The organism is Ruegeria sp. K3, assembly GCF_056531845.1.
Map to the genome: position 1 here is coordinate 137,614 of NZ_JBQFMM010000004.1, position 19,786 is coordinate 157,399.

At 58.7% G+C, this 19,786-nt stretch carries 17 protein-coding genes and 2 tRNA genes; 7 read left to right on the forward strand and 12 right to left on the reverse strand.

What is annotated here, in order from left to right; all coding sequences use genetic code 11:
• Positions 1–58: 58 nt before the first annotated feature.
• From murD to mraZ, 9 genes are read right to left on the reverse strand one after another with little or no spacing between them, the layout of a single operon-like run.
• Positions 59–1,453 (reverse strand): UDP-N-acetylmuramoyl-L-alanine--D-glutamate ligase, encoded by a 1,395-nt coding sequence (gene murD / locus ACR0MP_RS09200; protein WP_480706981.1) that lies wholly within the window; start codon positions 1,451–1,453, stop codon positions 59–61.
• Between the two features lie 13 nt (positions 1,454–1,466).
• Positions 1,467–1,997 (reverse strand): AAA family ATPase, encoded by a 531-nt coding sequence (locus tag ACR0MP_RS09205; protein WP_170512270.1) that lies wholly within the window; start codon positions 1,995–1,997, stop codon positions 1,467–1,469.
• Positions 1,994–3,076 (reverse strand): phospho-N-acetylmuramoyl-pentapeptide-transferase, encoded by a 1,083-nt coding sequence (gene mraY / locus ACR0MP_RS09210; RefSeq protein WP_170392049.1) that lies wholly within the window; start codon positions 3,074–3,076, stop codon positions 1,994–1,996. Before mraY ends, ACR0MP_RS09205 begins: the two co-directional genes overlap by 4 nt.
• Positions 3,076–4,494, reverse strand: a complete 1,419-nt coding sequence (locus ACR0MP_RS09215) for a UDP-N-acetylmuramoyl-tripeptide--D-alanyl-D-alanine ligase (protein ID WP_480886436.1) — start codon at positions 4,492–4,494, stop codon at positions 3,076–3,078. Before ACR0MP_RS09215 ends, mraY begins: the two co-directional genes overlap by 1 nt.
• Positions 4,491–5,972, reverse strand: coding sequence for a UDP-N-acetylmuramoyl-L-alanyl-D-glutamate--2,6-diaminopimelate ligase (locus ACR0MP_RS09220; protein WP_480886437.1), 1,482 nt, complete (start codon positions 5,970–5,972; stop codon positions 4,491–4,493). The genes ACR0MP_RS09215 and ACR0MP_RS09220 overlap by 4 nt, the downstream gene beginning before the upstream one ends.
• Before the next feature lie 22 nt (positions 5,973–5,994).
• The gene (locus ACR0MP_RS09225) at positions 5,995–7,782 is read right to left on the reverse strand and encodes a peptidoglycan D,D-transpeptidase FtsI family protein (protein ID WP_480886439.1); all 1,788 of its coding nucleotides are present in this window, start codon (positions 7,780–7,782) and stop codon (positions 5,995–5,997) included.
• Complete coding sequence (gene ftsL / locus ACR0MP_RS09230) at positions 7,779–8,147, reverse strand: cell division protein FtsL (protein WP_170401400.1); 369 nt, start codon at positions 8,145–8,147, stop codon at positions 7,779–7,781. The genes ACR0MP_RS09225 and ftsL overlap by 4 nt, the downstream gene beginning before the upstream one ends.
• Positions 8,144–9,136 (reverse strand): 16S rRNA (cytosine(1402)-N(4))-methyltransferase RsmH, encoded by a 993-nt coding sequence (rsmH, locus tag ACR0MP_RS09235; protein WP_170512617.1) that lies wholly within the window; start codon positions 9,134–9,136, stop codon positions 8,144–8,146. Before rsmH ends, ftsL begins: the two co-directional genes overlap by 4 nt.
• Positions 9,137–9,140: 4 nt before the next feature.
• Positions 9,141–9,644 (reverse strand): division/cell wall cluster transcriptional repressor MraZ, encoded by a 504-nt coding sequence (gene mraZ, locus ACR0MP_RS09240; RefSeq protein ID WP_170401403.1) that lies wholly within the window; start codon positions 9,642–9,644, stop codon positions 9,141–9,143.
• 899 nt (positions 9,645–10,543) lie between these two features.
• On the opposite strand from mraZ, the gene ACR0MP_RS09245 reads away from it, so the two are divergent.
• Both ACR0MP_RS09245 and ACR0MP_RS09250 read left to right on the forward strand, forming a co-directional pair.
• Complete coding sequence (locus ACR0MP_RS09245; RefSeq protein WP_170392061.1) at positions 10,544–10,768, forward strand: DUF1127 domain-containing protein; 225 nt, start codon at positions 10,544–10,546, stop codon at positions 10,766–10,768.
• A 374-nt stretch (positions 10,769–11,142) separates the two neighbouring features.
• Positions 11,143–11,433 carry a DUF1330 domain-containing protein gene (locus tag ACR0MP_RS09250; protein WP_170401405.1) on the forward strand — a complete coding sequence of 97 codons (291 nt, stop codon included), beginning with the start codon at positions 11,143–11,145 and terminating at the stop codon, positions 11,431–11,433.
• 3 nt (positions 11,434–11,436) lie between these two features.
• Here the strand turns inward: ACR0MP_RS09250 and ACR0MP_RS09255 are convergent, their stop codons facing one another.
• Positions 11,437–13,833, reverse strand: coding sequence for an ATP-dependent helicase (locus tag ACR0MP_RS09255; protein ID WP_480886441.1), 2,397 nt, complete (start codon positions 13,831–13,833; stop codon positions 11,437–11,439).
• Positions 13,834–14,126: 293 nt separating this feature from the next.
• Between ACR0MP_RS09255 and ACR0MP_RS09260 the strand changes: the two genes are divergently transcribed.
• Both ACR0MP_RS09260 and ACR0MP_RS09265 read left to right on the forward strand, forming a co-directional pair.
• Positions 14,127–17,564: a pyruvate carboxylase gene (locus ACR0MP_RS09260; RefSeq protein ID WP_170401412.1), complete on the forward strand. Its 3,438-nt coding sequence runs from the start codon at positions 14,127–14,129 to the stop codon at positions 17,562–17,564.
• A 71-nt stretch (positions 17,565–17,635) separates the two neighbouring features.
• Positions 17,636–18,019 carry an MAPEG family protein gene (locus ACR0MP_RS09265; RefSeq protein WP_170594746.1) on the forward strand — a complete coding sequence of 128 codons (384 nt, stop codon included), beginning with the start codon at positions 17,636–17,638 and terminating at the stop codon, positions 18,017–18,019.
• Positions 18,020–18,028: 9 nt separating this feature from the next.
• Here ACR0MP_RS09265 and ACR0MP_RS09270 read toward each other — a convergent pair whose 3' ends face one another.
• A complete protein-coding gene (locus ACR0MP_RS09270) occupies positions 18,029–18,181 on the reverse strand; it encodes a hypothetical protein (protein WP_170609401.1) in 153 nt (50 codons plus the stop codon).
• Positions 18,182–18,330: 149 nt separating this feature from the next.
• Between ACR0MP_RS09270 and ACR0MP_RS09275 the strand changes: the two genes are divergently transcribed.
• The 3 genes from ACR0MP_RS09275 (at position 18,331) to ACR0MP_RS09285 (ending at position 19,465) form a co-directional block, all read left to right on the forward strand.
• Positions 18,331–18,405 (forward strand) — tRNA-Gly (locus ACR0MP_RS09275).
• A gap of 33 nt (positions 18,406–18,438) precedes the next feature.
• Positions 18,439–18,513, forward strand: a tRNA-Gly gene (locus ACR0MP_RS09280).
• An 85-nt stretch (positions 18,514–18,598) separates the two neighbouring features.
• Entirely contained in the window at positions 18,599–19,465 is an 867-nt protein-coding gene (locus ACR0MP_RS09285) for a GNAT family N-acetyltransferase (protein ID WP_480886444.1), read from the forward strand.
• Here the strand turns inward: ACR0MP_RS09285 and ACR0MP_RS09290 are convergent.
• On the reverse strand, positions 19,462–19,701 hold the full coding sequence (locus ACR0MP_RS09290; RefSeq protein ID WP_170325761.1) for an Lrp/AsnC family transcriptional regulator: 240 nt from the start codon (positions 19,699–19,701) through the stop codon (positions 19,462–19,464). The two genes, ACR0MP_RS09285 and ACR0MP_RS09290, sit on opposite strands and share 4 nt — an antisense overlap.
• Between the last annotated feature and the right edge of the window lie 85 nt (positions 19,702–19,786).

Here is a 19,786-nt window from a genome sequence, read left to right on the forward strand (position 1 = left end):
TCAAGCAGATAGGCCCACAGCTTCGCCGAACCGGCGATCTATTGCAAACGCATTGCTTTCAGAGGCGTTTTTTAACCTGATCCACGAAGTCATCGCCACGTTGTTCGAAGTTGTCATACTGGTCGAAACTGGCCGCAGCAGGTGCCAATAGAACGGTTTCACCGGGCTGCGCATCGGCCATGGCCTGCATAACCGCCGCTTCCATAGTGGTGCAGACTTGCGCATCGGCCTGCAACTGCATTGCAAAGCTCGCCGCCTCACGCCCGATGACGTAGGCCTTGATTACGTGGTCCCCTGCCCCGTTCAGCGCCTCAAGCCCGCCTTCTTTCTCAAGCCCGCCACAGATCCAACGTATCTTCTTGAACGCGCTCAAGGCTTTGAGGGCGCTATCTACGTTGGTGGCTTTCGAGTCATTCACATAGGTCACGCCGTCCGCCTCGGCGATGATCTGACTGCGGTGCGGCAGACCCGGGAAGCTGTGCAGCGCGTCTTCGATCACGCGCGGAGCAAGGCCCAGCGAACGGCAGGCGGCATAGGCGGCGCAGGCGTTCTGGTGATTATGCGCACCGGGCAGGCCCTTGATCTCACGCAGGTCGATCGATCCGGCCTGACGGCCCTTGCGGTATTCCGACAGGAAACCCTTGCGGGCAAAGACCTGCCAACCCGACCCGGTCAGCTTGCGCGCCACCGAGACGCGGATCACCCGGTCATCCGACGGCCCCTCGGCCAGTTGCCCGGCTAGAAACGCGCCCTCGGCCTCATCTATCCCGATCACGGCGCGGTCTGGACCTCCTTCGGCGAACAGGCGACGTTTGGCGGCAAAGTAACCACCCATTCCACCATGTCGATCCAAGTGATCAGGTGAAAGATTGGTGAAAACCGCCACATCCGGCGTCAGTGCGCGGGCCAGTTCGGTCTGGTAGCTCGATAGCTCCAGTACCACGACCGATCCATCGCCACCTGGGTCGATGTCCAGCACGCCGCGCCCAATGTTACCCGCCAGTTGCGAGTCGCGCCCGGCCTCGGTCAGGATATGTTGGATCAACGCAGCGGTGGTTGATTTGCCATTCGATCCCGTCACCGCGATGACGCGCGGTGGGATGTCGTAGTTGTTCCATTCAGGGCCTGCGAAAGAGCGAAAGAACAGACCTATATCATTGTCGACCGGAACTCCGGCTTCCAACGCAGCGGCCACAACCGGGTTCGGCGCGGGGTAGAGATGAGGGATGCCGGGCGAGACAATTAGTGCGGCAATATCGTCAAACGCCCCGTGGCGGCGCAGATCGACACACGAGAATCCCTCGACCTCTGCCGCTTCACGCGCGGCGGGGTTGTCATCCCAGCAGATCGGCTCAGCCCTGCCAGCGCGCAGCGCTCGTGCGGTGGTCAGACCCGACCGACCTAGCCCCAGAACCGCTACTTTCTGCCCTGAAAACCCTTTGACCGGGATCATTGCCATACACCTTCTATCCGAGCCGCTCTTCCAGCCAGTCCGCCCGCCAAGAGACCGGCCCTTTTGGAACGTTTTCTATTACGAACCCATAGTCTGGTAACCGGTCGCACAAAGCATCGTATTCCGCAATAGCTGCGGCCAAGTTGTGCCGCCGGTCATCATCCTGTTCGAATATCTCAGGCCAAGGAGGAAAGAGAAACACGCATGGGTCGTAGCCCAAGTGCAGTATCTGTTCACGCACTTTGGTCTCCAACGGTGTAACGGTTCGATCAAACCAAATCAGCGCGTCCAATGCCGAACGATCAAATAGCACAAGATCATCTTTGGCATTGTTGAAGTCTGATATCGCAAGTTCAATGATCCGGCGGCAGAATACCTCGGAGTTGACCCAAGGCAGAGCGCGACCACCACCTTGTCTTTCCTCGGCAATGACACGACGACCCGGCTCGGAAACTGTTGAATATCCGCGTCGGGCCATCTCCTCCAGCAGTGTTGATTTGCCACCACCGGAGCATCCAGAAAGCACGACGCAACGCGGGCTCATCTGACTTTCAGCGTCGCCAGCCCGATCATCGCTAAGATCAGTGAAATGATCCAGAACCGGATCACGATGGTGGGTTCAGCCCAGCCCTTTTTCTCATAATGGTGATGGATCGGCGCCATCAGGAACACCCGCTTTCCGGTCCGTTTGAAATAAAGAACCTGGATGATCACACTTAAAGCTTCAACCACGAACAGCCCGCCCACGACTGCCAATACCAACTCGTGTTTGGTAGCCACGGCAATCGCGCCCAGCGCACCACCCAGAGCCAGTGATCCGGTATCACCCATGAAAACCGCCGCCGGAGGGGCGTTGTACCACAGGAATCCCAGCCCCGCGCCAAACAGCGCTGAAGTGAAGATGAAGATTTCACCGGTCCCAGGTACATAGTGAACATCAAGATACTCGGTAAAGTCGACCCGCCCAACCGCATAGGCAATTACACCAAGGGTCGAGGCCGCGATCATCGCGGGCATGATCGCCAGCCCGTCCAGACCATCTGTCAGGTTCACCGCGTTGGCCGCACCCACAATTACGATCACCGCAAAGGGGATATAGAAAAGGCCAAGATTGATCAGCGTATCCTTGAACACCGGCAGAGCCAGCTGGTTTTGCAAATCGCTGGGATGGTGCAGCGTCGCCCAGAGTGACGCCAGCACGGCGATGATGATCCCCAGCGCCAACCGCATCTTACCGGAAACGCCCTTGGTGTTCTGCTTTGAGACCTTGGCATAATCGTCCGCAAAGCCGATGGCCGCATAGGCCAGCGTCACGAACAGTACCATCCAGACATATGGATTGTCCCAGCGCGCCCAGATCAGGGTCGACGTGACCAGAGCGCCCACGATCAGCAGACCGCCCATGGTAGGGGTTCCAGCCTTGGACAGATGCGCCTCGGGGCCGTCATCGCGGATCGGTTGACCTTTGCCTTGCCGTTTGCGCAATACGTTGATCAAGGGTTTTCCGAACAAAAACCCAAAGATCAGCGCAGTCAGAAAGGCGCCCCCCGCCCGGAAGGTGATATAGCGGAAGAGGTTCCAGAAATCCCCTCCATCCGACAGGGCGGTTAACCAATAGAGCATTACAAAACCTTTCTCACAATACGGCGGCTCTCTGGCGCGCTGCCATGCCCCATTTGCCGCAGACCGTCAACGATCTGCGCCAGAGCCATGCTGAGAGAGCCCTTGGCCATCACTACATCGCCGCTACGGATCAATTCCGGCAGATGGGCAGCCATCTCATCGCTGGTTTCCGTCCACAACCCGCGCTTGCCCTCGGGCAGAGCCTGATGCAGCGCTTGCATCAAAGGGCCGATGCAATGAACATGATCGACATGCGCCATCGCAGGCACCTCGGCCATGGCGGCGTGCATCGCCTGCTCTTGCGCACCAAGCTCTTTCATGTCGCCCAGAAACGCGATCTTGCGTTTGCCCGCCGACGTAGACAGCACGTCGAGAGCGGCCTCCATCGAGGTTGGATTGGCGTTGTAGCTGTCATCGAGCAGTTCAATCTGCCCGCCATCTGGCAGCGCGATCACCTCGCGCACACCGCGCCCTTTGACCGGAGACCAGCCGCGCAGACCGGCAATCGCCTGATCCAGATCGACCCCCAGCGCGACACAGGCCGCCAGAGCGCCCAGCGCATTCATAGCAAAGTGAGTTCCCGCGGATTGGACATCGAATGTGATGTCTGCGCCGCCGACAATACCGTGTCCCCGCACCGAGTCAGGGCCTTGGAGCACGTTGGTCAGGGCATAGTCCCGCGCCTTGTGGCCAAATTCGACGATCCTTGCACCATGCGCAGCGGCGCAGTCGCGCAAGATGCCCGCGTGTTCGATATCGGCGTTGACGATAGCGGTGCCGCCCTCGGCCAGCCCGTCGAAGATCGCAGCCTTTTCAAAAGCAATACCCGCAACCGAGTCGAAGGCTTCGAGGTGGACGGCGGCTACTGTGGTCACCAGCCCCACATGCGGTTGCGCCTGACGCGCCAGCGGAGCGATTTCGCCCGGATGATTCATGCCGATCTCGATCACCGCGAACTCGGTGTCGCGCGGCATTCGCGCCAGCGTCAAAGGCACGCCCCAATGGTTATTGTAGCTGGCGACGCTGGCATGAGTTTTGCCTTGCGTCTCCAGAATGCTGGCCAGCATTTCCTTGGTCGAGGTTTTACCCACGCTGCCAGTCACCCCCACCACGCGCGCACCTGTCCGGGCGCGAGCCGCCTGCCCCAACGCCTCTAGACCCGTCTGCACATCGTCGACGATCAACAGCGGTGCATCTTCGGGCACGCCTTCGGGAATATGCGACACAAGCGCTGCGCCTGCGCCTTTTTCAAGCGCTTGGGCGATGAAATCATGGCCGTCGCGGGCAGCCTTCAACGCAACGAACAGGTCACCCGGCTGCAGGGTGCGCGTGTCGATGGAGACGCCGTTCACCTGCCAATCGGTGGTGGCGCGCCCGTTGGTGGCCTCTGCGGCCTCGGCTGCAGTCCAGAGCGTCATGCGACCCTCCCGTCCAGCGCGGCAACGCTGATACTGGCCTGTTCCACATCGTCAAAGGGCAGGACCTGATCTCCGACGATCTGGCCGGTTTCGTGTCCCTTGCCCGCAATCAGCAGAGCGTCGCCCGGTTGCAGCGCGTCGACGCCGCGCAGGATGGCCTCGGCTCGGTCGCCGACTTCCGTGGCTTCGGGTGCGCCCAACATGACAGCACCGCGGATGGTGGCCGGGTCTTCGCTGCGTGGGTTGTCATCGGTAACAAAGACCACATCGGCGTTTTCAGCAGCGGCCCGCCCCATCAATGGGCGTTTAGTGGCGTCTCGGTCACCGCCTGCACCAACAATGGCGATCAGACGTCCCATGACATGCGGGCGCATCGCCTTCAGTGCAGTGGCCACGGCATCCGGCGTATGAGCGTAATCGACAAACACCGCCGCGCCGTTGTCGCGGGTTGCAGCCAGCTGCATCCGTCCGCGCACGGTGATCAGGTGCGGCAAGGTTTCAAACACGCGGTCGGGGTCCTCGCCCGCCGCGATGACCAATCCGCAAGCCAGCAAAACGTTCTCGGCCTGAAAGCCGCCGATCAGATTCAGGCGGGTTTGATAGGCCTTGCCTTTCCATGAAAAGCGCAAATCCTGCCCGGTCGCGTCAAAGCGTTGATTCAGAAGACAAAGATCAGAACCCTCAGGGCCTACGGTGATGATATTCTGGCCGCGTGCCTCGGCGATCTTGCGCATCTCGGCACCCTTGGGATCACCAAGGTTGACCACAGCGACCCCGTCTTCGGGCAGCACACGATCAAACAGACCCGCCTTGGCTGCGAAATAGGCCTCGAACGTGTCGTGATAGTCCAGATGATCCTGCGTGAAATTCGAGAACCCGGCAGCGGTCAGATGCACCCCGTCCAAGCGACGCTGTTCAAGCCCGTGCGAGGAGGCCTCCATCGCCGCATGGGTCACGCCATTTTCGGCAGCTTCGGCGAGACAACGGTGCAGAGTGATCGGCTCGGGTGTGGTATGGGCCAGCGGCGCAGTCCATGCGCCTTCGACCCCGGTGGTGCCCAGGTTGACGGCGGCAAGTCCAAGCTCGGTCCAGATCTGGCGGACGAAACTGGCGACCGAGGTTTTTCCATTGGTGCCGGTGACCGCCACGATGGTCTGCGGTTGCGCGCCAAACCATAGGGCGGCGGCCCCTGCCAGTGCCTGACGGGGGTCTTCCGTGACGATCAGCGCAGCATCGGATGCGGCCAGTTCGTCGGTGGCGATCTCGGCCCCTTTCGCGTCCGTCAGGATCGCGGTGGCCCCCATGCGCAAGGCGTATTGGATGAAGTCTCCACCATGGACTCGGGTGCCGGGAAGGGCTGCAAAGAGGAAACCGTCTTTGACCTCGCGGCTGTCGACAGCCAGACCGGTGATTTCGGGATTGGCCCCTCCCCGTGCGGTCAGGGCCAGTTCGCTGAGTTTCTTTGACCGATTGCCCATGACCCACCTTTCGCTGGACAGCCTAATTTGAGGTCAGCGTTATAGCAGCGCGCGCCTCAGGCTCAAGCCGGGGTCTGAGACCCATTAGCGGCGCCACCCGTCCAATCAGTTCGGCAGCAACGGGAACGGCAGTCCAACCCGCCGTACGGCGCTTTTCGCCATAGGCTACGATGGACGGTTCATCCAGCGTGACGATTAGCACATATTTCGGATCATAAGCCGGGAAGATGGTGGCGAAGGTGGCAATCACCTTGTCCTCATAGTACCCGCCACGCGGCTTGGGTTTATCGGCAGTACCGGTTTTTCCCGCCACGTCGTACCCTTTGACATCGCCAAAGCTGGCGGTGCCATCCGTGACCACTTTGCGTAACATATTTTGCGCCTGCTTGGCGGTGTTTTCGGACATCACGCGAGGGCCGTATTGCGGGCCATTGCGGCGCAAGATCGTGGGGCTGACATAGTACCCGCCATTGGCAATCGCTGCGTAACCAGCGGCCAGATGCATGGGGCTGGTCGAAAGGCCGTGGCCATAAGAAATCGTCACGGTGCTCAACTCACCCCATTTCTTGGGCTTGAGCGGTTGCCCGCCCTTGGCCTCGACAATCTCGAATGGGGTTGGGTCGAACATGCCTAGCGCGTTCAGAAAATCCTGTTGCCGGTCGGCCCCGATTTGCAAGGCCAGCCGCCCGGTGCCTCGGTTCGAGCTGTACTTGATTACATCCGAGACACTGATCTCACCATAATTCTTGCCGTTAAACTCGCCAATCGGGAAGCGCCCGATTTTCATTGGGCCGGAAGTGTCAATGATGGTGTTGGAGTTCACCAGACCTAGCTGCACCGCCTGCGCGGCGGTGAAGATTTTGAACACCGAACCCAGCTCATAGACACCCTGTACATAGCGATTGAACAGCGGGCTGTCCGAGGGATCGAAGCCCGAGGTCGGCGGGCGCGGACGGTCATTGGGGTCAAAAGACGGCAACGACGCGGCCGAGACGACCTCGCCCGTATGGGCGTTCATCAGAACCGCCGAGGCTCCTTTGGCGTTCATGATCTTCATGCCGCCATAAAGCACCTGTTCCACCGCCGCTTGAACGGTCAGATCCAGCGACAGTTGCAGTGGCTTGTTGCCGTTGGCCGGGTCGCGCAGATAGCCGTCGAACTGTTTTTCGACGCCAGCTACGCCGATCACCTCGGCTGCGCTGACACCTTCGCGGCCAAAGCCCGAGCCGCCCAGAATATGCGCCGCGAGTCTGCCATTGGGATATAGCCGCATTTCGCGCGGGCCGAACAGGATGCCGGGATCACCGATGTCATGCACCGCCTGCTTCTGCTCGGGCGAGATGCGCTTCTTGATCCACAGGAATTTTCGCTTACCGGTGAAGTCTTTGACCAAACGCTCTTTTTCCAGATCAGGGAAAATAGCGACCAGTTGCTCGGCTGCGGCGATCGGGTCAATCATCAGCGGTGGCTGCGCATAGACAGAATAGGTGTCCAGATTGGTCGCCAGAATACGGCCTTCGCGATCCACGATATTGGCGCGTTGCATGGCGATGGAGGCCCCCGGCGCACTTGCCAATGGTTCTTGCGCCTCGGATGTCGCCAGAACGCCCATACGAAAGCCTACGACCGAAAAGGCGCAAAAGAAGAAAAGACCCAACACCAACAGGCGGCCCTCGGCGCGCGCGCGGGCGCGGTCTTTCATGTCTTCGTGGCGTTTGCGGATGTTCTCTCGCTCAATCGCCTTGGGGTTTTCACCCTTTGCACGGGCGTCGAGGATACGGGCCAGAGGGCGAAGTGGTGTGCGGGTCATGGAACCTGCACCTCGATCAGTGCCTGAATGTCAGTGACGTCCTGTATTTCAAGCGGGTCGACGATGGGCAGATCCGGGTCCTCGCCATAGGAAATCTGATCGGCGCGACCAAACTGCTCAGCCCGCAGAGGCAGCAAGCTGAGACGTTCGAAATTCAAGTCCGCCAGCTCACGCAAACGATCAGGCCGGTTTAGATAGGCCCATTCGGCATTCAGCACGGCGAGTCGCGCCTGCGCCATCCCGATCTGGCCTTGCAGCAACTGCGTTTCCTTCAGCACCTGCTGCGTGCGATAGTTCTCTTGATAAGCCCAAAGCGCCAGCCCGAATACGGACAGTGCAGTCAACACATACAGAATACTCTTCATCTTGCCCTTCCCCCCAATTGCGGCATGCCGATGGCCCGGGCCTCAATTTCCCCTGCCGGGGCATCCGTTCTTATCGCGACACGCAATTTTGCCGAGCGTGCACGTGGGTTTTCTTCAAGTTCCTGCTCATCCGGCCCTACGGCCTTGCGGGTCTTGAGTATGAATTGCGGCTTCTCCTGCTCCATCTCAGGCGCATAACGGTTGGCGCGTCCGGTTTTGCCCGCGCGCGATTGGAAGAACCGCTTCACCATCCGGTCTTCTATGGAATGGAAAGTCACAACGGCCAGTTGCCCGCCCGGCTTCAAAGCGCGCTCGGCGGCCATAAGCCCCTGAAACAGTTCTTCGTATTCTGCGTTCACCGCGATCCGTAGCCCTTGAAAACTGCGCGTCGCCGGGTGCGATTGGCCCGGTTTGGGGCGCGGCAGGCAGGATTCGATAATCTCGACCAGCCGCAGAGTTGTTGTGATCGGTTCTTCGGCCCGCGCCTTGACGATGGCCTTTGCTATACGACGACTGGCGCGTTCCTCACCGAAATGGAACAGGATGTCGGCCAATTGCGTCTCGGTTGCCGTATTCACCAGATCAGCTGCGCTTTCACCATCTTGGCTCATCCGCATGTCCAACGGACCGTCTTTCATGAAGGAAAAACCGCGTTCAGCCTGATCCAACTGCATGGATGAGACACCAAGATCCAGCACCACGCCGTCCAGATCCTGTGCATATTCATCCATGCGAGAGAACACGCCCTGCTGCATCACCAGCCGGTCACCGTATTCCCCAGCCCAGTCAGCGGCCATTTCAAATGCCAGTGGGTCGCGATCGACGCCAATGACCTTCTCGGCCCCGGCCTCCAGCAACGCACGAGTATAGCCGCCTGCGCCGAATGTGCCGTCCAGCCAGGCACCGGATACCGGCGCCACGGCGGCCAACAACGGGCGCAGAAGAACGGGGATATGAGGTTTGTCCGATGAGGTCTGAGCGCCGGCCATGCCGTCACCCATCCCCGATGCCATCGAGATACTGCATCGGATCGAAATCATCCGGCAGATCGTCAAGCCATTCCTCGGTCGTGGCCAGTTCCTCGGCCTCGTATGTCTCGGGCTTCCAGATCTGGAAGGTATCACCGGCAGCGATAAAGAACGCCTCGTTCTCAAGGTCGATCTTGTTGCGCAGCTTTGCGGGCAGCACCAAACGACCCGTTTCGTCCACATTGGTCGGGAAGGACTGACCATGGAACATCCGCTGAAGCATCCGACGCTGCATCGAGCCACGTGGCAGCGCATCGATCTTGGCATCCACCTCGTCGATCGCTTCCATGGTGTAACATTCAAGGTATTTGCGGCGGTGGTCGCCATAGACAATCACGAGTTCAGGATTGTCACCGGGTTGCCAGCTGGGGTCCGAGGCCTCAAGCACACGACGAAACGAGGCCGGGATCGAGACCCTGCCCTTCGTATCCACCTTATGCTGGCTTTCGCCTCTAAACCTGCGCGCCAAGACGACTGTCCCTTTCGCTTGCGCCCCACCTCAAAATTCACGTTCCCCCCGGAAGTAAAACGGCGGGTTGATCTGCTGCCACTGATCAACCCGCCGCATTGACCCGCTTTGCGGGATGTCCAGCTGCGCGCGCCACCTGGGGGGATGTCTGCTCGCCCGCGCGCCGGATCTGTTAAGTGATGAAAGCGAGATGCCTGTATGAAACCTGTTTTTGTATTTTTGGTTCGGGGTCGTTTGGTGCCCCTCAACTGTCCTCGCCCTCATCGGGTACACAAGGGATGCCATGGGAATTCATGGAAATCAATAGGAAAATTGCATATGGAGGCCTGATGCAGGCTTCAGATCAAGACCAATGCAATCGAAACTCGGATCAAATATGCCACAAATTGTGCTCCAAATGCTTACTAACACTAAATATGTAAGAATTGACGCCTAGATTATTCCTCCCATGAATTCCCAATAATTTTTAGAATTACGCACTATTTGGCGCAGACACCCATGAATGACAGCCGAAGAGGGCGAATCGCGGTCCCTTTACAGGCCATTCCCATAGGCGACCCATGCTTTCCCATAGCACCATCACCCCAGGCGCCGGACCTGCGGTGAGAAGATTTGCCCCTCTTGAGTTGACACAACATGCCCAAACAAACACCAATTCCGCTCAATAGATAAGCGGTCACCATCACAGGGTCTGGACACACGAAACGTCAACCACACGTGAAAACCAGTATTTTAAAGGCAATTATTGGGGCGTACCGGATTATCCTGCCAATCCATGCATTTGCTGCATAGCAGCATTGACGACGCGAACTATTGTGCGATCGCAGCATTTGCCTATCTTCAGTCTCAAGCAAACGCCGGTCGATGCCGGCAACAGTAAGAATGAACGGATCTTGAAGATGGCAGTCGCAAGCACACAAACAGCTCTGAAAGGCACACCGGCAAATGGAATCTCAACGCTGGTTGAGACCGTGAAAACCCGGGTTGCTCGTTATCGCCTGTACCGTCAGACAGTCAACGAATTGTCGGGACTGTCAGATCGGGAATTGGCTGATCTGGGCTTGCACCGCTCGATGATCCGCCGGCTGGCCCAACAGGCCACCGAAGAGCAGATCGCGCGGTAAGCGCAACAAGAACACCGAGATCAGGTCCGTCCTCCTCCCTTTCGGACCTGTATTTCAGCGGCAGCGTCTCTCCTCCTCCCTGACGTTGCCGCACCTAATACCGGCCCTGACCGCCGGAACCTGATACATCGGGGCTCTCCTCCTCCCTGCCTCGATGTTGAAAGCGCGCGGCGACGTCTTCCTCCTCCCTGACGTCGCCGCGTCTTCCTCATACCGGGATCAAACCCGGGTACGGATACATCGGGGCTTCCTCCTCCCTGCCCTGATGTAGAAAAGAACGGCGGTTCCCCTCCTCCTCCCTGGGAACCGCCGTTTTTCGTTTTTTGCACACAAGATGTAGGCTGGGGTCGTGAACGATTTGTCAGGAGTCTCCCATGGCCGCTTATTTCATCGCCCAGATTTCCATTCATGACCCGGATGGGTACCAGAAATACCTCGAAGGATTCATGCCGATCTTTGACCGGCATGGCGGAAGGCTTCTAACCGTATCCTCAAAACCCGTTGAAGTGATCGAAGGCAGTTGGGAAGAAGATGGGATCGTCCTGATGGAGTTTCCGGATATGGCTGCCGCAAACGCGTGGAAGGACGATCCGGACTATGTCGAATTGGCCAAGATCAGGCAAAAAACGGCGACGGCGAATCTTGTGCTGGTCGAAGGGTTGTAAGCTTCAGAACGGCACGTCATCCTTGTTGGTCAGAAAGCGCGAGACCACTTTCTTGACCCCTGCCTTGTCGAAATCGACCTCGACTTTATCACCTTCGATGCCGATCACTGCGCCATAGCCGAATTTCTGGTGAAACACTCGCTCGCCCAGCGTAAAGCTGGCCACGGCTGTCGCATCAATCACAGTATTCCGGCTTTCTTTTGGCTGAGACATGCCATATTGACCCTGCCGCGCCTGCATCCGCTTCCAGCCCGGAGAGCTATAGACATTCGCCTCGGCTGCGCGGGTTTCGATCCCAGCTGCCTGCTGACCACCACCATAGAGCCCCGGAGGTGTCAGCACTTCCACGTGATCTTCGGGCAACTCATCAATGAACCGGGACGGCATCGAATTCTGCCATTGTCCAAACACCCGTCGGTTGGCTGCAAAGGAAATCGTACAGACTTCTTCTGCGCGGGTAATACCGACATAGGCCAGCCTTCGTTCTTCTTCGAGGCCTTTGAGACCGGATTCGTCCATCGAACGCTGAGAGGGGAACAATCCATCCTCCCACCCCGGAAGGAAAACCGCGGGAAACTCCAGCCCCTTGGCCGCGTGCAGCGTCATGATCGAGACTTTGGCCCCGTCGCTGTCCTGCTCGTTATCCATCACCAGACTGACATGCTCCAGAAACCCCTGCAGGTTCTCGAAATTGTCCAGCTGGTTGACCAGTTCCTTAAGGTTTTCCAGCCGCCCCGGCGCCTCGGGCGTCTTTTCGTTCTGCCAATGCGCGGTATAGCCGGATTCGTCCAAGACGATCTGCGCCAGCTCGATATGCGTATGCTCGGGCGCGCCGTATCGGATCGGTGAAACACCGTCATCAATCACCGTATCATCGTCCACCTCGATCCGAGGCCCGCGCGTCATTGCATTCCACCGCGCCAAACCGTCGATCAATTCACGCAGCGCCTTGCCGCCCTTGCCCTTGATCAGGCCGTTATCGACCGCAATCCGCGCGCCCTCGACCAAAGACATGCCATTCTCGCGCGCCGTCATCTGAATCGTCTGCTGCGCCTTGTCGCCGAGGCCGCGTTTGGGCGTGTTTACGATACGCTCGAAGGCCAGATCATCCTCGGGGCTGACCACCAGCCGGAAATAGGCCATGGCATCGCGAATCTCCATCCGCTCATAGAATCGAGGGCCGCCAATCACCTTGTAAGGCAGACCAATGGTCAAAAACCGATCCTCAAACGCCCGCATCTGGTGCGAAGCGCGTACGAGGATCGCGATCTCATCAAGGTTCATCGGCCGCACACCGCGCGTGCCACCTTGCATCGCGTCGATCTCTTCCCCGATCCAACGCGCTTCTTCCTCGCCATCCCAATGGCCGATCAGACGGACCTTTTCACCCTCTTCGCGGTCGGTCCAAAGCTCTTTGCCCAAGCGGCTTTCATTGCCACGAATGACGTTGGACGCAGCGGCCAGAATATGCGGGGTCGAGCGGTAGTTCTGTTCCAGCCGGACCACGAAGGCGCCAGGGAAGTCCTTTTCGAACCGCAGAATGTTGCCCACCTCGGCCCCGCGCCAGCCATAGATCGACTGGTCATCATCACCAACGCAGCAGATGTTCTTGTGCCCCCCGGCCAGCAGGCGCAGCCAGAGATACTGAGCGACGTTGGTATCCTGATACTCGTCCACAAGGATGTAGCGGAACCAGCGTTGATATTGTTCCAGCACATCCGGGTGGGTTTGGAAAATCGTGACCATGTGCAGCAACAGGTCGCCGAAATCCACCGCATTCAGCTCGCGTAGGCGGGTCTGGTATTGGGCATAAAGCTCGATGCCCTTGTGATTATAGGCCCCCGCATCCGCAGCAGGCACCTTGTCGGGCGTCAGGGCTCGGTTTTTCCAGTCATCGATGATCCCGGCCAGCATCCGAGCGGGCCAGCGCTTGTCGTCAATGTTGGCGGCTTGAGTAAGCTGTTTCAGCAGCCGTTTCTGATCGTCAGTGTCCAAAATTGTGAAGTTCGATTTCAGATCGACCAGTTCCGCATGACGACGCAGCAGCTTGACGCAGATTGCGTGGAAGGTGCCAAGCCACGGCATCCCCTCAGCGGGTCGGCCCAGCATCCGCCCTACTCGCTCTTTCATCTCTCGCGCGGCCTTATTGGTGAAGGTCACCGCCAGAATCTCATTCTCGCGCACCCTATGTGTCCTGAGCAGATGGGTGATCCGAGCGGTCAGAGCTTTTGTTTTGCCTGTGCCCGCACCAGCCAACATCAGCACCGGACCATCCAGCCGCTCAACCGCTTCGCGCTGCGCCGGGTTGAGATCGTTGAGGTACTCAGCCGAGGTCGCAGGCATCGCCCGCGCCGACAGCGATGCGCCTTCGAAGGCGTCCATTTCGTTAAAACTGCTCATGCCGGTAAACTACGTCGGATGGGCGCGGAGGGAAAGGGTTTGTTCACGGCTTGTTCGCTCAAATCAAATAGAATCATCCCTCCAAAGGGCGCAGCGAGGATATTCGGAGAAACGGGCATTATTTGCTCTTTCCCACGGGGGATTGATGCCGCAATGCAGCATGTGCAATAAGTTTGCGCAAAAGGGCGGCGTTTGCGAGCGTTAACATGCCGGTTCTACCCAGAACTACATATGTACGAGGCCGTATTGTCCGCCTATGCACAAGGCCACAGCCATTAAGACCGGGACCTGAAATGACAGACTTCAAGAAAATCCTGATTGCCAATCGCGGCGAGATTGCCATCCGTGTGATGCGGGCAGCCAACGAGATGGGCAAGCGCACCGTCGCGGTCTTCGCCGAGGAGGACAAGTTGGGCCTGCACCGGTTCAAGGCGGATGAGGCCTATCGCATTGGCGCAGATCTGGGACCGGTTGCGGCGTATCTGTCGATTGACGAGATCATCCGGGTGGCCAAAGAAAGCGGCGCAGATGCGATCCACCCTGGTTACGGTTTGCTGTCCGAAAACCCGGATTTCGTGGATGCCTGCGTTCAGAACGGCATCACCTTCATCGGACCCAAGGCCGAGACCATGCGCGCGCTTGGCGACAAGGCCAGCGCTCGGAAAGTGGCGATTGCCGCCGACGTTCCGGTTATCCCGGCGACCGAGGTGTTGGGCGACGACATGGCAGCCATCAAGGCCGAGGCAGCCGAGATCGGCTATCCGCTGATGCTGAAAGCGTCTTGGGGCGGCGGTGGCCGTGGTATGCGCCCGATCCTGTCCGAGGATGAGCTGGAGGAAAAGGTTCTGGAAGGCCGCCGCGAGGCCGAGGCGGCGTTCGGCAATGGCGAGGGTTATCTGGAAAAGATGATCACCCGCGCCCGTCACGTCGAAGTGCAGATTCTGGGCGACAAGCATGGTGAGATCTACCACCTCTATGAACGCGATTGTTCGGTCCAGCGCCGCAACCAGAAGGTCGTGGAACGCGCGCCTGCCCCGTACCTGACCGAAGAACAGCGCGCCGAAATCTGCGAGCTGGGCCGCCGTATCTGCGCCCATGTGAACTATGAATGCGCGGGCACCGTCGAGTTCCTGATGGATATGAACACCAGCAAGTTCTACTTCATCGAAGTGAACCCGCGCGTGCAGGTGGAACACACCGTCACCGAGGAAGTCACCGGCATCGACATCGTGCAGGCTCAGATCCTGATCGCCGAAGGCAAGACCCTGACCGAGGCCACCGGCAAGGCCACGCAGTCCGACATTCGCCTGAACGGCCACGCGCTGCAGACCCGCGTGACCACCGAGGACCCACTAAACAACTTCATCCCCGACTATGGCCGCATCACCGCCTATCGCTCGGCCACCGGCATGGGCATTCGCCTGGATGGCGGCACCGCTTATGCAGGCGGGGTGATCACGCGGTATTATGACTCTCTGCTGACCAAGGTGACCGCTTGGGCCCCAACGCCAGAAAAGGCGATTGCGCGGATGGACCGTGCGCTGCGGGAATTCCGTGTGCGCGGTGTTTCCACCAACATCGCATTTGTCGAAAACCTGCTAAAGCACCCGACTTTCCTGTCGAATGAATACACCACCAAGTTCATCGATGAGACACCGGACCTGTTCCAGTTCAAGAAGCGCCGCGACCGGGGCACCAAGGTTCTGAACTATATCGCCGACATCACTGTGAACGGGCATCCCGAAACCAAGGATCGCCCGATGCCGCGCCCCGACCTGAAAGAGGCCAGGCCCCCCGCGCCCAAGGCCGAACCGCAGATGGGCACCCGCAACCTGCTGGAGCAAAAAGGCCCGCAGGCGGTTGCTGACTGGATGAAGGCGCAGCGTCAGCTGCTGATCACCGACACCACCATGCGCGACGGGCACCAGTCGCTGCTGGCAACCCGGATGCGTTCGATCGATATGATCAAAGTAGCACCCAGCTATGCTGCGAACTTGCCGCAGCTATTCAGCGTCGAATGCTGGGGCGGTGCAACCTTCGATGTCGCCTATCGCTTCCTGCAGGAATGCCCTTGGCAGCGCCTGCGTGATCTGCGTGAGGCGATGCCGAACCTGATGACCCAGATGCTGCTGCGCGGGGCGAACGGGGTTGGCTATACCAACTATCCCGACAACGTGGTGCAGGAGTTTGTGCGTCAGGCGGCCAAGGGTGTCGACGTGTTCCGCGTGTTCGACTCGCTGAACTGGGTCGAGAACATGCGCGTCGCCATGGACGCGGTGATCGAAAACAACAAGATCTGTGAAGGCACTGTTTGCTATACCGGCGATATTCTGGACCCGGACCGCGCCAAGTATGACCTCAAATACTATGTCGGCATGGCCAAGGAACTGCGTGACGCGGGCGCACATGTGCTGGGCTTAAAGGATATGGCGGGGCTTCTGAAACCGGCCTCCGCCAAGATCCTGATCCGGGCGCTGAAGGAAGAGGTCGGGCTGCCGATCCATTTCCACACGCACGACACCGCTGGCATTGCAAGCGCCACCATTCTGGCCGCCTCCGAGGCCGGCGTGGACGCGGTGGATTGCGCGATGGACAGCTTCAGCGGCAACACCTCTCAGGCAACGCTCGGCACCGTGGTCGAGGCGTTGCGCCATACCGAGCGTGACACCGGACTAGACATCAAAGCCATCCGTGAAATCAGCGATTACTTCGAGGCAGTGCGCGGCCAGTACGCGGCCTTCGAGTCCAGCCTGCAGGCCCCGGCCTCCGAGGTATATCTGCACGAAATGCCTGGTGGTCAGTTTACCAACCTCAAGGCACAGGCGCGTTCGCTTGGACTGGAAGAGCGCTGGCATGAGGTCGCTCAGATGTATGCGGACGTGAACCAGATGTTCGGCGATATCGTCAAGGTGACGCCGTCGTCCAAGGTGGTCGGTGACATGGCGCTGATGATGGTCAGTCAGAACATGACCCGTGCGCAGGTCGAAGACCCGAACACTGATGTCGCCTTCCCCGACTCGGTGGTGGACATGATGCGCGGCAATCTGGGTCAGCCTCCGGGCGGGTTCCCCGATACAATCATCCAGAAGGTCCTGAAGGACGAGGCCCCCAACACCGAACGCCCCGGCAAGCATGTCGAAGCGGTCGATCTCGAGGCCACCCGCGCCGATTTGTCCAAACAGCTTGAGGGCAAAGAGATCGATGACGAGGACCTGAATGGATATCTGATGTATCCCAAGGTGTTCCTCGACTATATGGGCCGTCACCGCACCTATGGCCCGGTCCGTACCCTCCCCACGCGTACCTTCTTTTACGGCATGGAGCCGGGCGAGGAGATCACCGCCGAGATCGATCCCGGCAAGACGCTGGAGATTCGCTGTCAGGCCATCGGCGAGACGGACGAGAATGGCGAGGTTCGCGTGTTCTTCGAACTCAACGGTCAGCCCCGCGTGATCCGCGTGCCGAACCGTTTGGTGAAAGCATCAACCGCTCAGCGGCCAAAGGCCGAAGTTGGTAACCCCAACCATATCGGCGCGCCAATGCCGGGTGTCGTTGCAACTGTTGCCGCTGTCACAGGTCAAGAAGTCAAAGAAGGCGATCTACTGCTGACCATCGAAGCGATGAAGATGGAAACAGGTATCCACGCCGAGCGCGACGCGGTGGTCAAGGCCGTTCACGTCCAGCCTGGAGGTCAAATCGACGCCAAGGATCTGCTGGTCGAACTGGAATAACCGGTTTAGCCTTCTAAGCTAATAAGGGCCGTTCGGGGAACCGGGCGGCCCTTTCAACATCAGGAGGCCGCATGCTGACCATCACCCCGATCTACGCCGCGTTGATCGCATTTCTGTACGTCGCACTCAGCGTGAATGTCATTCGGCAACGCCGGGCGGGCAAAATATCGGTCGGGGATCATGGCGACAAAGCCATGATCAAGGCAATGCGAACGCATGCGAACTGCGCAGAATACGCTCCCTTTGCTTTGCTGCTTATCGCCATGGTCGAACTGCAAGATGCTGGCGGCTGGCTTGTGAACCTGCTGGGGATGTTACTTTTGGCGGGCAGGCTTCTGCACGCTTATGGTTTTGGCAAGACCCCACAGGTCATCATCCTGCGCCAGATCGGAATGGGTCTGACCTTCACTGCAATTCTGATTGCCGCGATCGCGAACCTCGCATTGGCTGTTTGAGCGCGCGATTTAGCCCGTCAAAACCTGCGTTTCGATCAAAGGAGCATGCGGGAGGCTAGGCTGCGCCTCTGCCAGTGTTTCATCGCTCTGACTGTAGATCACGGTGGTAAGAACAATCAGCGCCGCCAATGCCGCCATCTTAATATCTGCAATATCTTTCATTTCCTCTGCCCAATCCCTTATTTCGTTCACTGCTATATCTCTTGAACACCGCAGCCCCGAATTTCCGTCGAAAGATTTTTTGCTGTTTTTTGTGTTTTTCCGCTTGCAGCCTCGTGTGGGAATTTATACATCCCTCCTCACTCAACGGCGCGGGCGTAGCTCAGGGGTAGAGCATAACCTTGCCAAGGTTAGGGTCGGGCGTTCGAATCGCCTCGCCCGCTCCATTGAGAGGTCTACGGACCATATAAGTATCTGATGCGGGCGTAGCTCAGGGGTAGAGCATAACCTTGCCAAGGTTAGGGTCGGGCGTTCGAATCGCCTCGCCCGCTCCAGATACCAAACTCTCCGAACATGCTGGTCCTTTCGCGATTGCTGCGGCATCTTTGATTTACATGAAATTCCGACGGAGATGCGGATATGCCCGATTACGTCATTCGCGCCTTAACAGCAGACGAACTTCAAACCGCCGTTGACTGGGCGGGTCAGGAAGGCTGGAACCCCGGGCTGCACGACGCGGTCTGTTTTCGCAGTTCGGACCCCGAAGGATTCAAGGGCGGTTTCCTGGACGGCCAGATGATCGCGTCCGCATCCGCCGTGAACTACGATGATGCCTACGCATTTCTTGGCTTCTACATCGTGCGTCCCGAGTTTCGCGGCTCGGGATACGGATTGCAGGTCGCCGAAGCGGTCAAGGCACATTGCCAGGATCGTAACATGGGCATGGATGGTGTTGTCGAACAGCAGGACAACTATCGGAAATTCGGTTTTGAACTGGCGTATGACAATTATCGATTCGCGGGCACCGTCGGCGGCATCCTGGATGCCCTGGGTCGCGTGGAGGACACTCGGGTTCGTCCAATCAACGCATTAACCGATGATCTAAAGTCGTATGACCGAGGCCTGTTCCCCGCCGCGCGCGACACGTTCTTGCGCGGCTGGTTGGGTGCACCCAGCCACATTTCGCGGGTGTTTGAGGAAAATGGGCAGATCAAAGGCTATGCGACGTTGCGGCGTTGCTTGAGCGGGTACAAGGTTGGGCCGCTGTTTGCCGACAATCCGCAAATCGCGCAGGCGCTTTTGGTTTCCCTTCTGACGACGCTCCCCGCCGATCAGGCAAAGGCCGAGGTATTCATCGACAAGCCTAATCCAAACGCACAAGCCATGGAATTGGCCAAACAGTTGGGGCTGACCAAGGTATTTGAAACGGGGCGCATGTATTCCAGTCACGCGCCAGACATCGACCTTGACCGGATATACGGCATCACGACGTTTGAACTGGGCTAGAACGCCTTGAACGTCATCGTGGTCAGCGAGCGTTCGATATTGGGAATCACCAGCAGGTTTTCGTTGATGAAATGGCCCACATCCTCGGTTTCGGGGATGTAGAGCTTCAGCAGCAGGTCGTATTCGCCGCTTGTGGAATACAGTTCGGAATGGATTTCACGCAGCGCGATCTCTTCGGCGACTTTGTAAGTGGTACCGGGTTTGCAACGGATCTGAATGAAAACGCAGGTGGACATGGGCCGGGCCTTGTTGGTTCGTGTTGCCCGCAGGCTGGCACGGGCCGCGTCCGGGTGCAATCCCCTGCAACAGTTTGCGACGAAG

Excerpts from the sequence above, each read along its gene's own strand:
- murD (WP_480706981.1), bottom strand. The coding sequence starts at position 1,453 with ATGATCCCGGTCAAAGGGTTTTCAGGGCAGAAAGTAGCGGTTCTGGGG.
- ACR0MP_RS09205 (WP_170512270.1), bottom strand. The coding sequence starts at position 1,997 with ATGAGCCCGCGTTGCGTCGTGCTTTCTGGATGCTCCGGTGGTGGCAAA.
- mraY (WP_170392049.1), bottom strand. The coding sequence starts at position 3,076 with ATGCTCTATTGGTTAACCGCCCTGTCGGATGGAGGGGATTTCTGGAAC.
- ACR0MP_RS09215 (WP_480886436.1), bottom strand. The coding sequence starts at position 4,494 with ATGACGCTCTGGACTGCAGCCGAGGCCGCAGAGGCCACCAACGGGCGC.
- ACR0MP_RS09220 (WP_480886437.1), bottom strand. The coding sequence starts at position 5,972 with ATGGGCAATCGGTCAAAGAAACTCAGCGAACTGGCCCTGACCGCACGG.
- ACR0MP_RS09225 (WP_480886439.1), bottom strand. The coding sequence starts at position 7,782 with ATGACCCGCACACCACTTCGCCCTCTGGCCCGTATCCTCGACGCCCGT.
- ftsL (WP_170401400.1), bottom strand. The coding sequence starts at position 8,147 with ATGAAGAGTATTCTGTATGTGTTGACTGCACTGTCCGTATTCGGGCTG.
- rsmH (WP_170512617.1), bottom strand. The coding sequence starts at position 9,136 with ATGGCCGGCGCTCAGACCTCATCGGACAAACCTCATATCCCCGTTCTT.
- ACR0MP_RS09245 (WP_170392061.1), top strand. The coding sequence starts at position 10,544 with ATGGCAGTCGCAAGCACACAAACAGCTCTGAAAGGCACACCGGCAAAT.
- ACR0MP_RS09250 (WP_170401405.1), top strand. The coding sequence starts at position 11,143 with ATGGCCGCTTATTTCATCGCCCAGATTTCCATTCATGACCCGGATGGG.
- ACR0MP_RS09255 (WP_480886441.1), bottom strand. The coding sequence starts at position 13,833 with ATGAGCAGTTTTAACGAAATGGACGCCTTCGAAGGCGCATCGCTGTCG.
- ACR0MP_RS09260 (WP_170401412.1), top strand. The coding sequence starts at position 14,127 with ATGACAGACTTCAAGAAAATCCTGATTGCCAATCGCGGCGAGATTGCC.
- ACR0MP_RS09265 (WP_170594746.1), top strand. The coding sequence starts at position 17,636 with ATGCTGACCATCACCCCGATCTACGCCGCGTTGATCGCATTTCTGTAC.
- ACR0MP_RS09270 (WP_170609401.1), bottom strand. The coding sequence starts at position 18,181 with ATGAAAGATATTGCAGATATTAAGATGGCGGCATTGGCGGCGCTGATT.
- ACR0MP_RS09285 (WP_480886444.1), top strand. The coding sequence starts at position 18,599 with ATGCCCGATTACGTCATTCGCGCCTTAACAGCAGACGAACTTCAAACC.
- ACR0MP_RS09290 (WP_170325761.1), bottom strand. The coding sequence starts at position 19,701 with ATGTCCACCTGCGTTTTCATTCAGATCCGTTGCAAACCCGGTACCACT.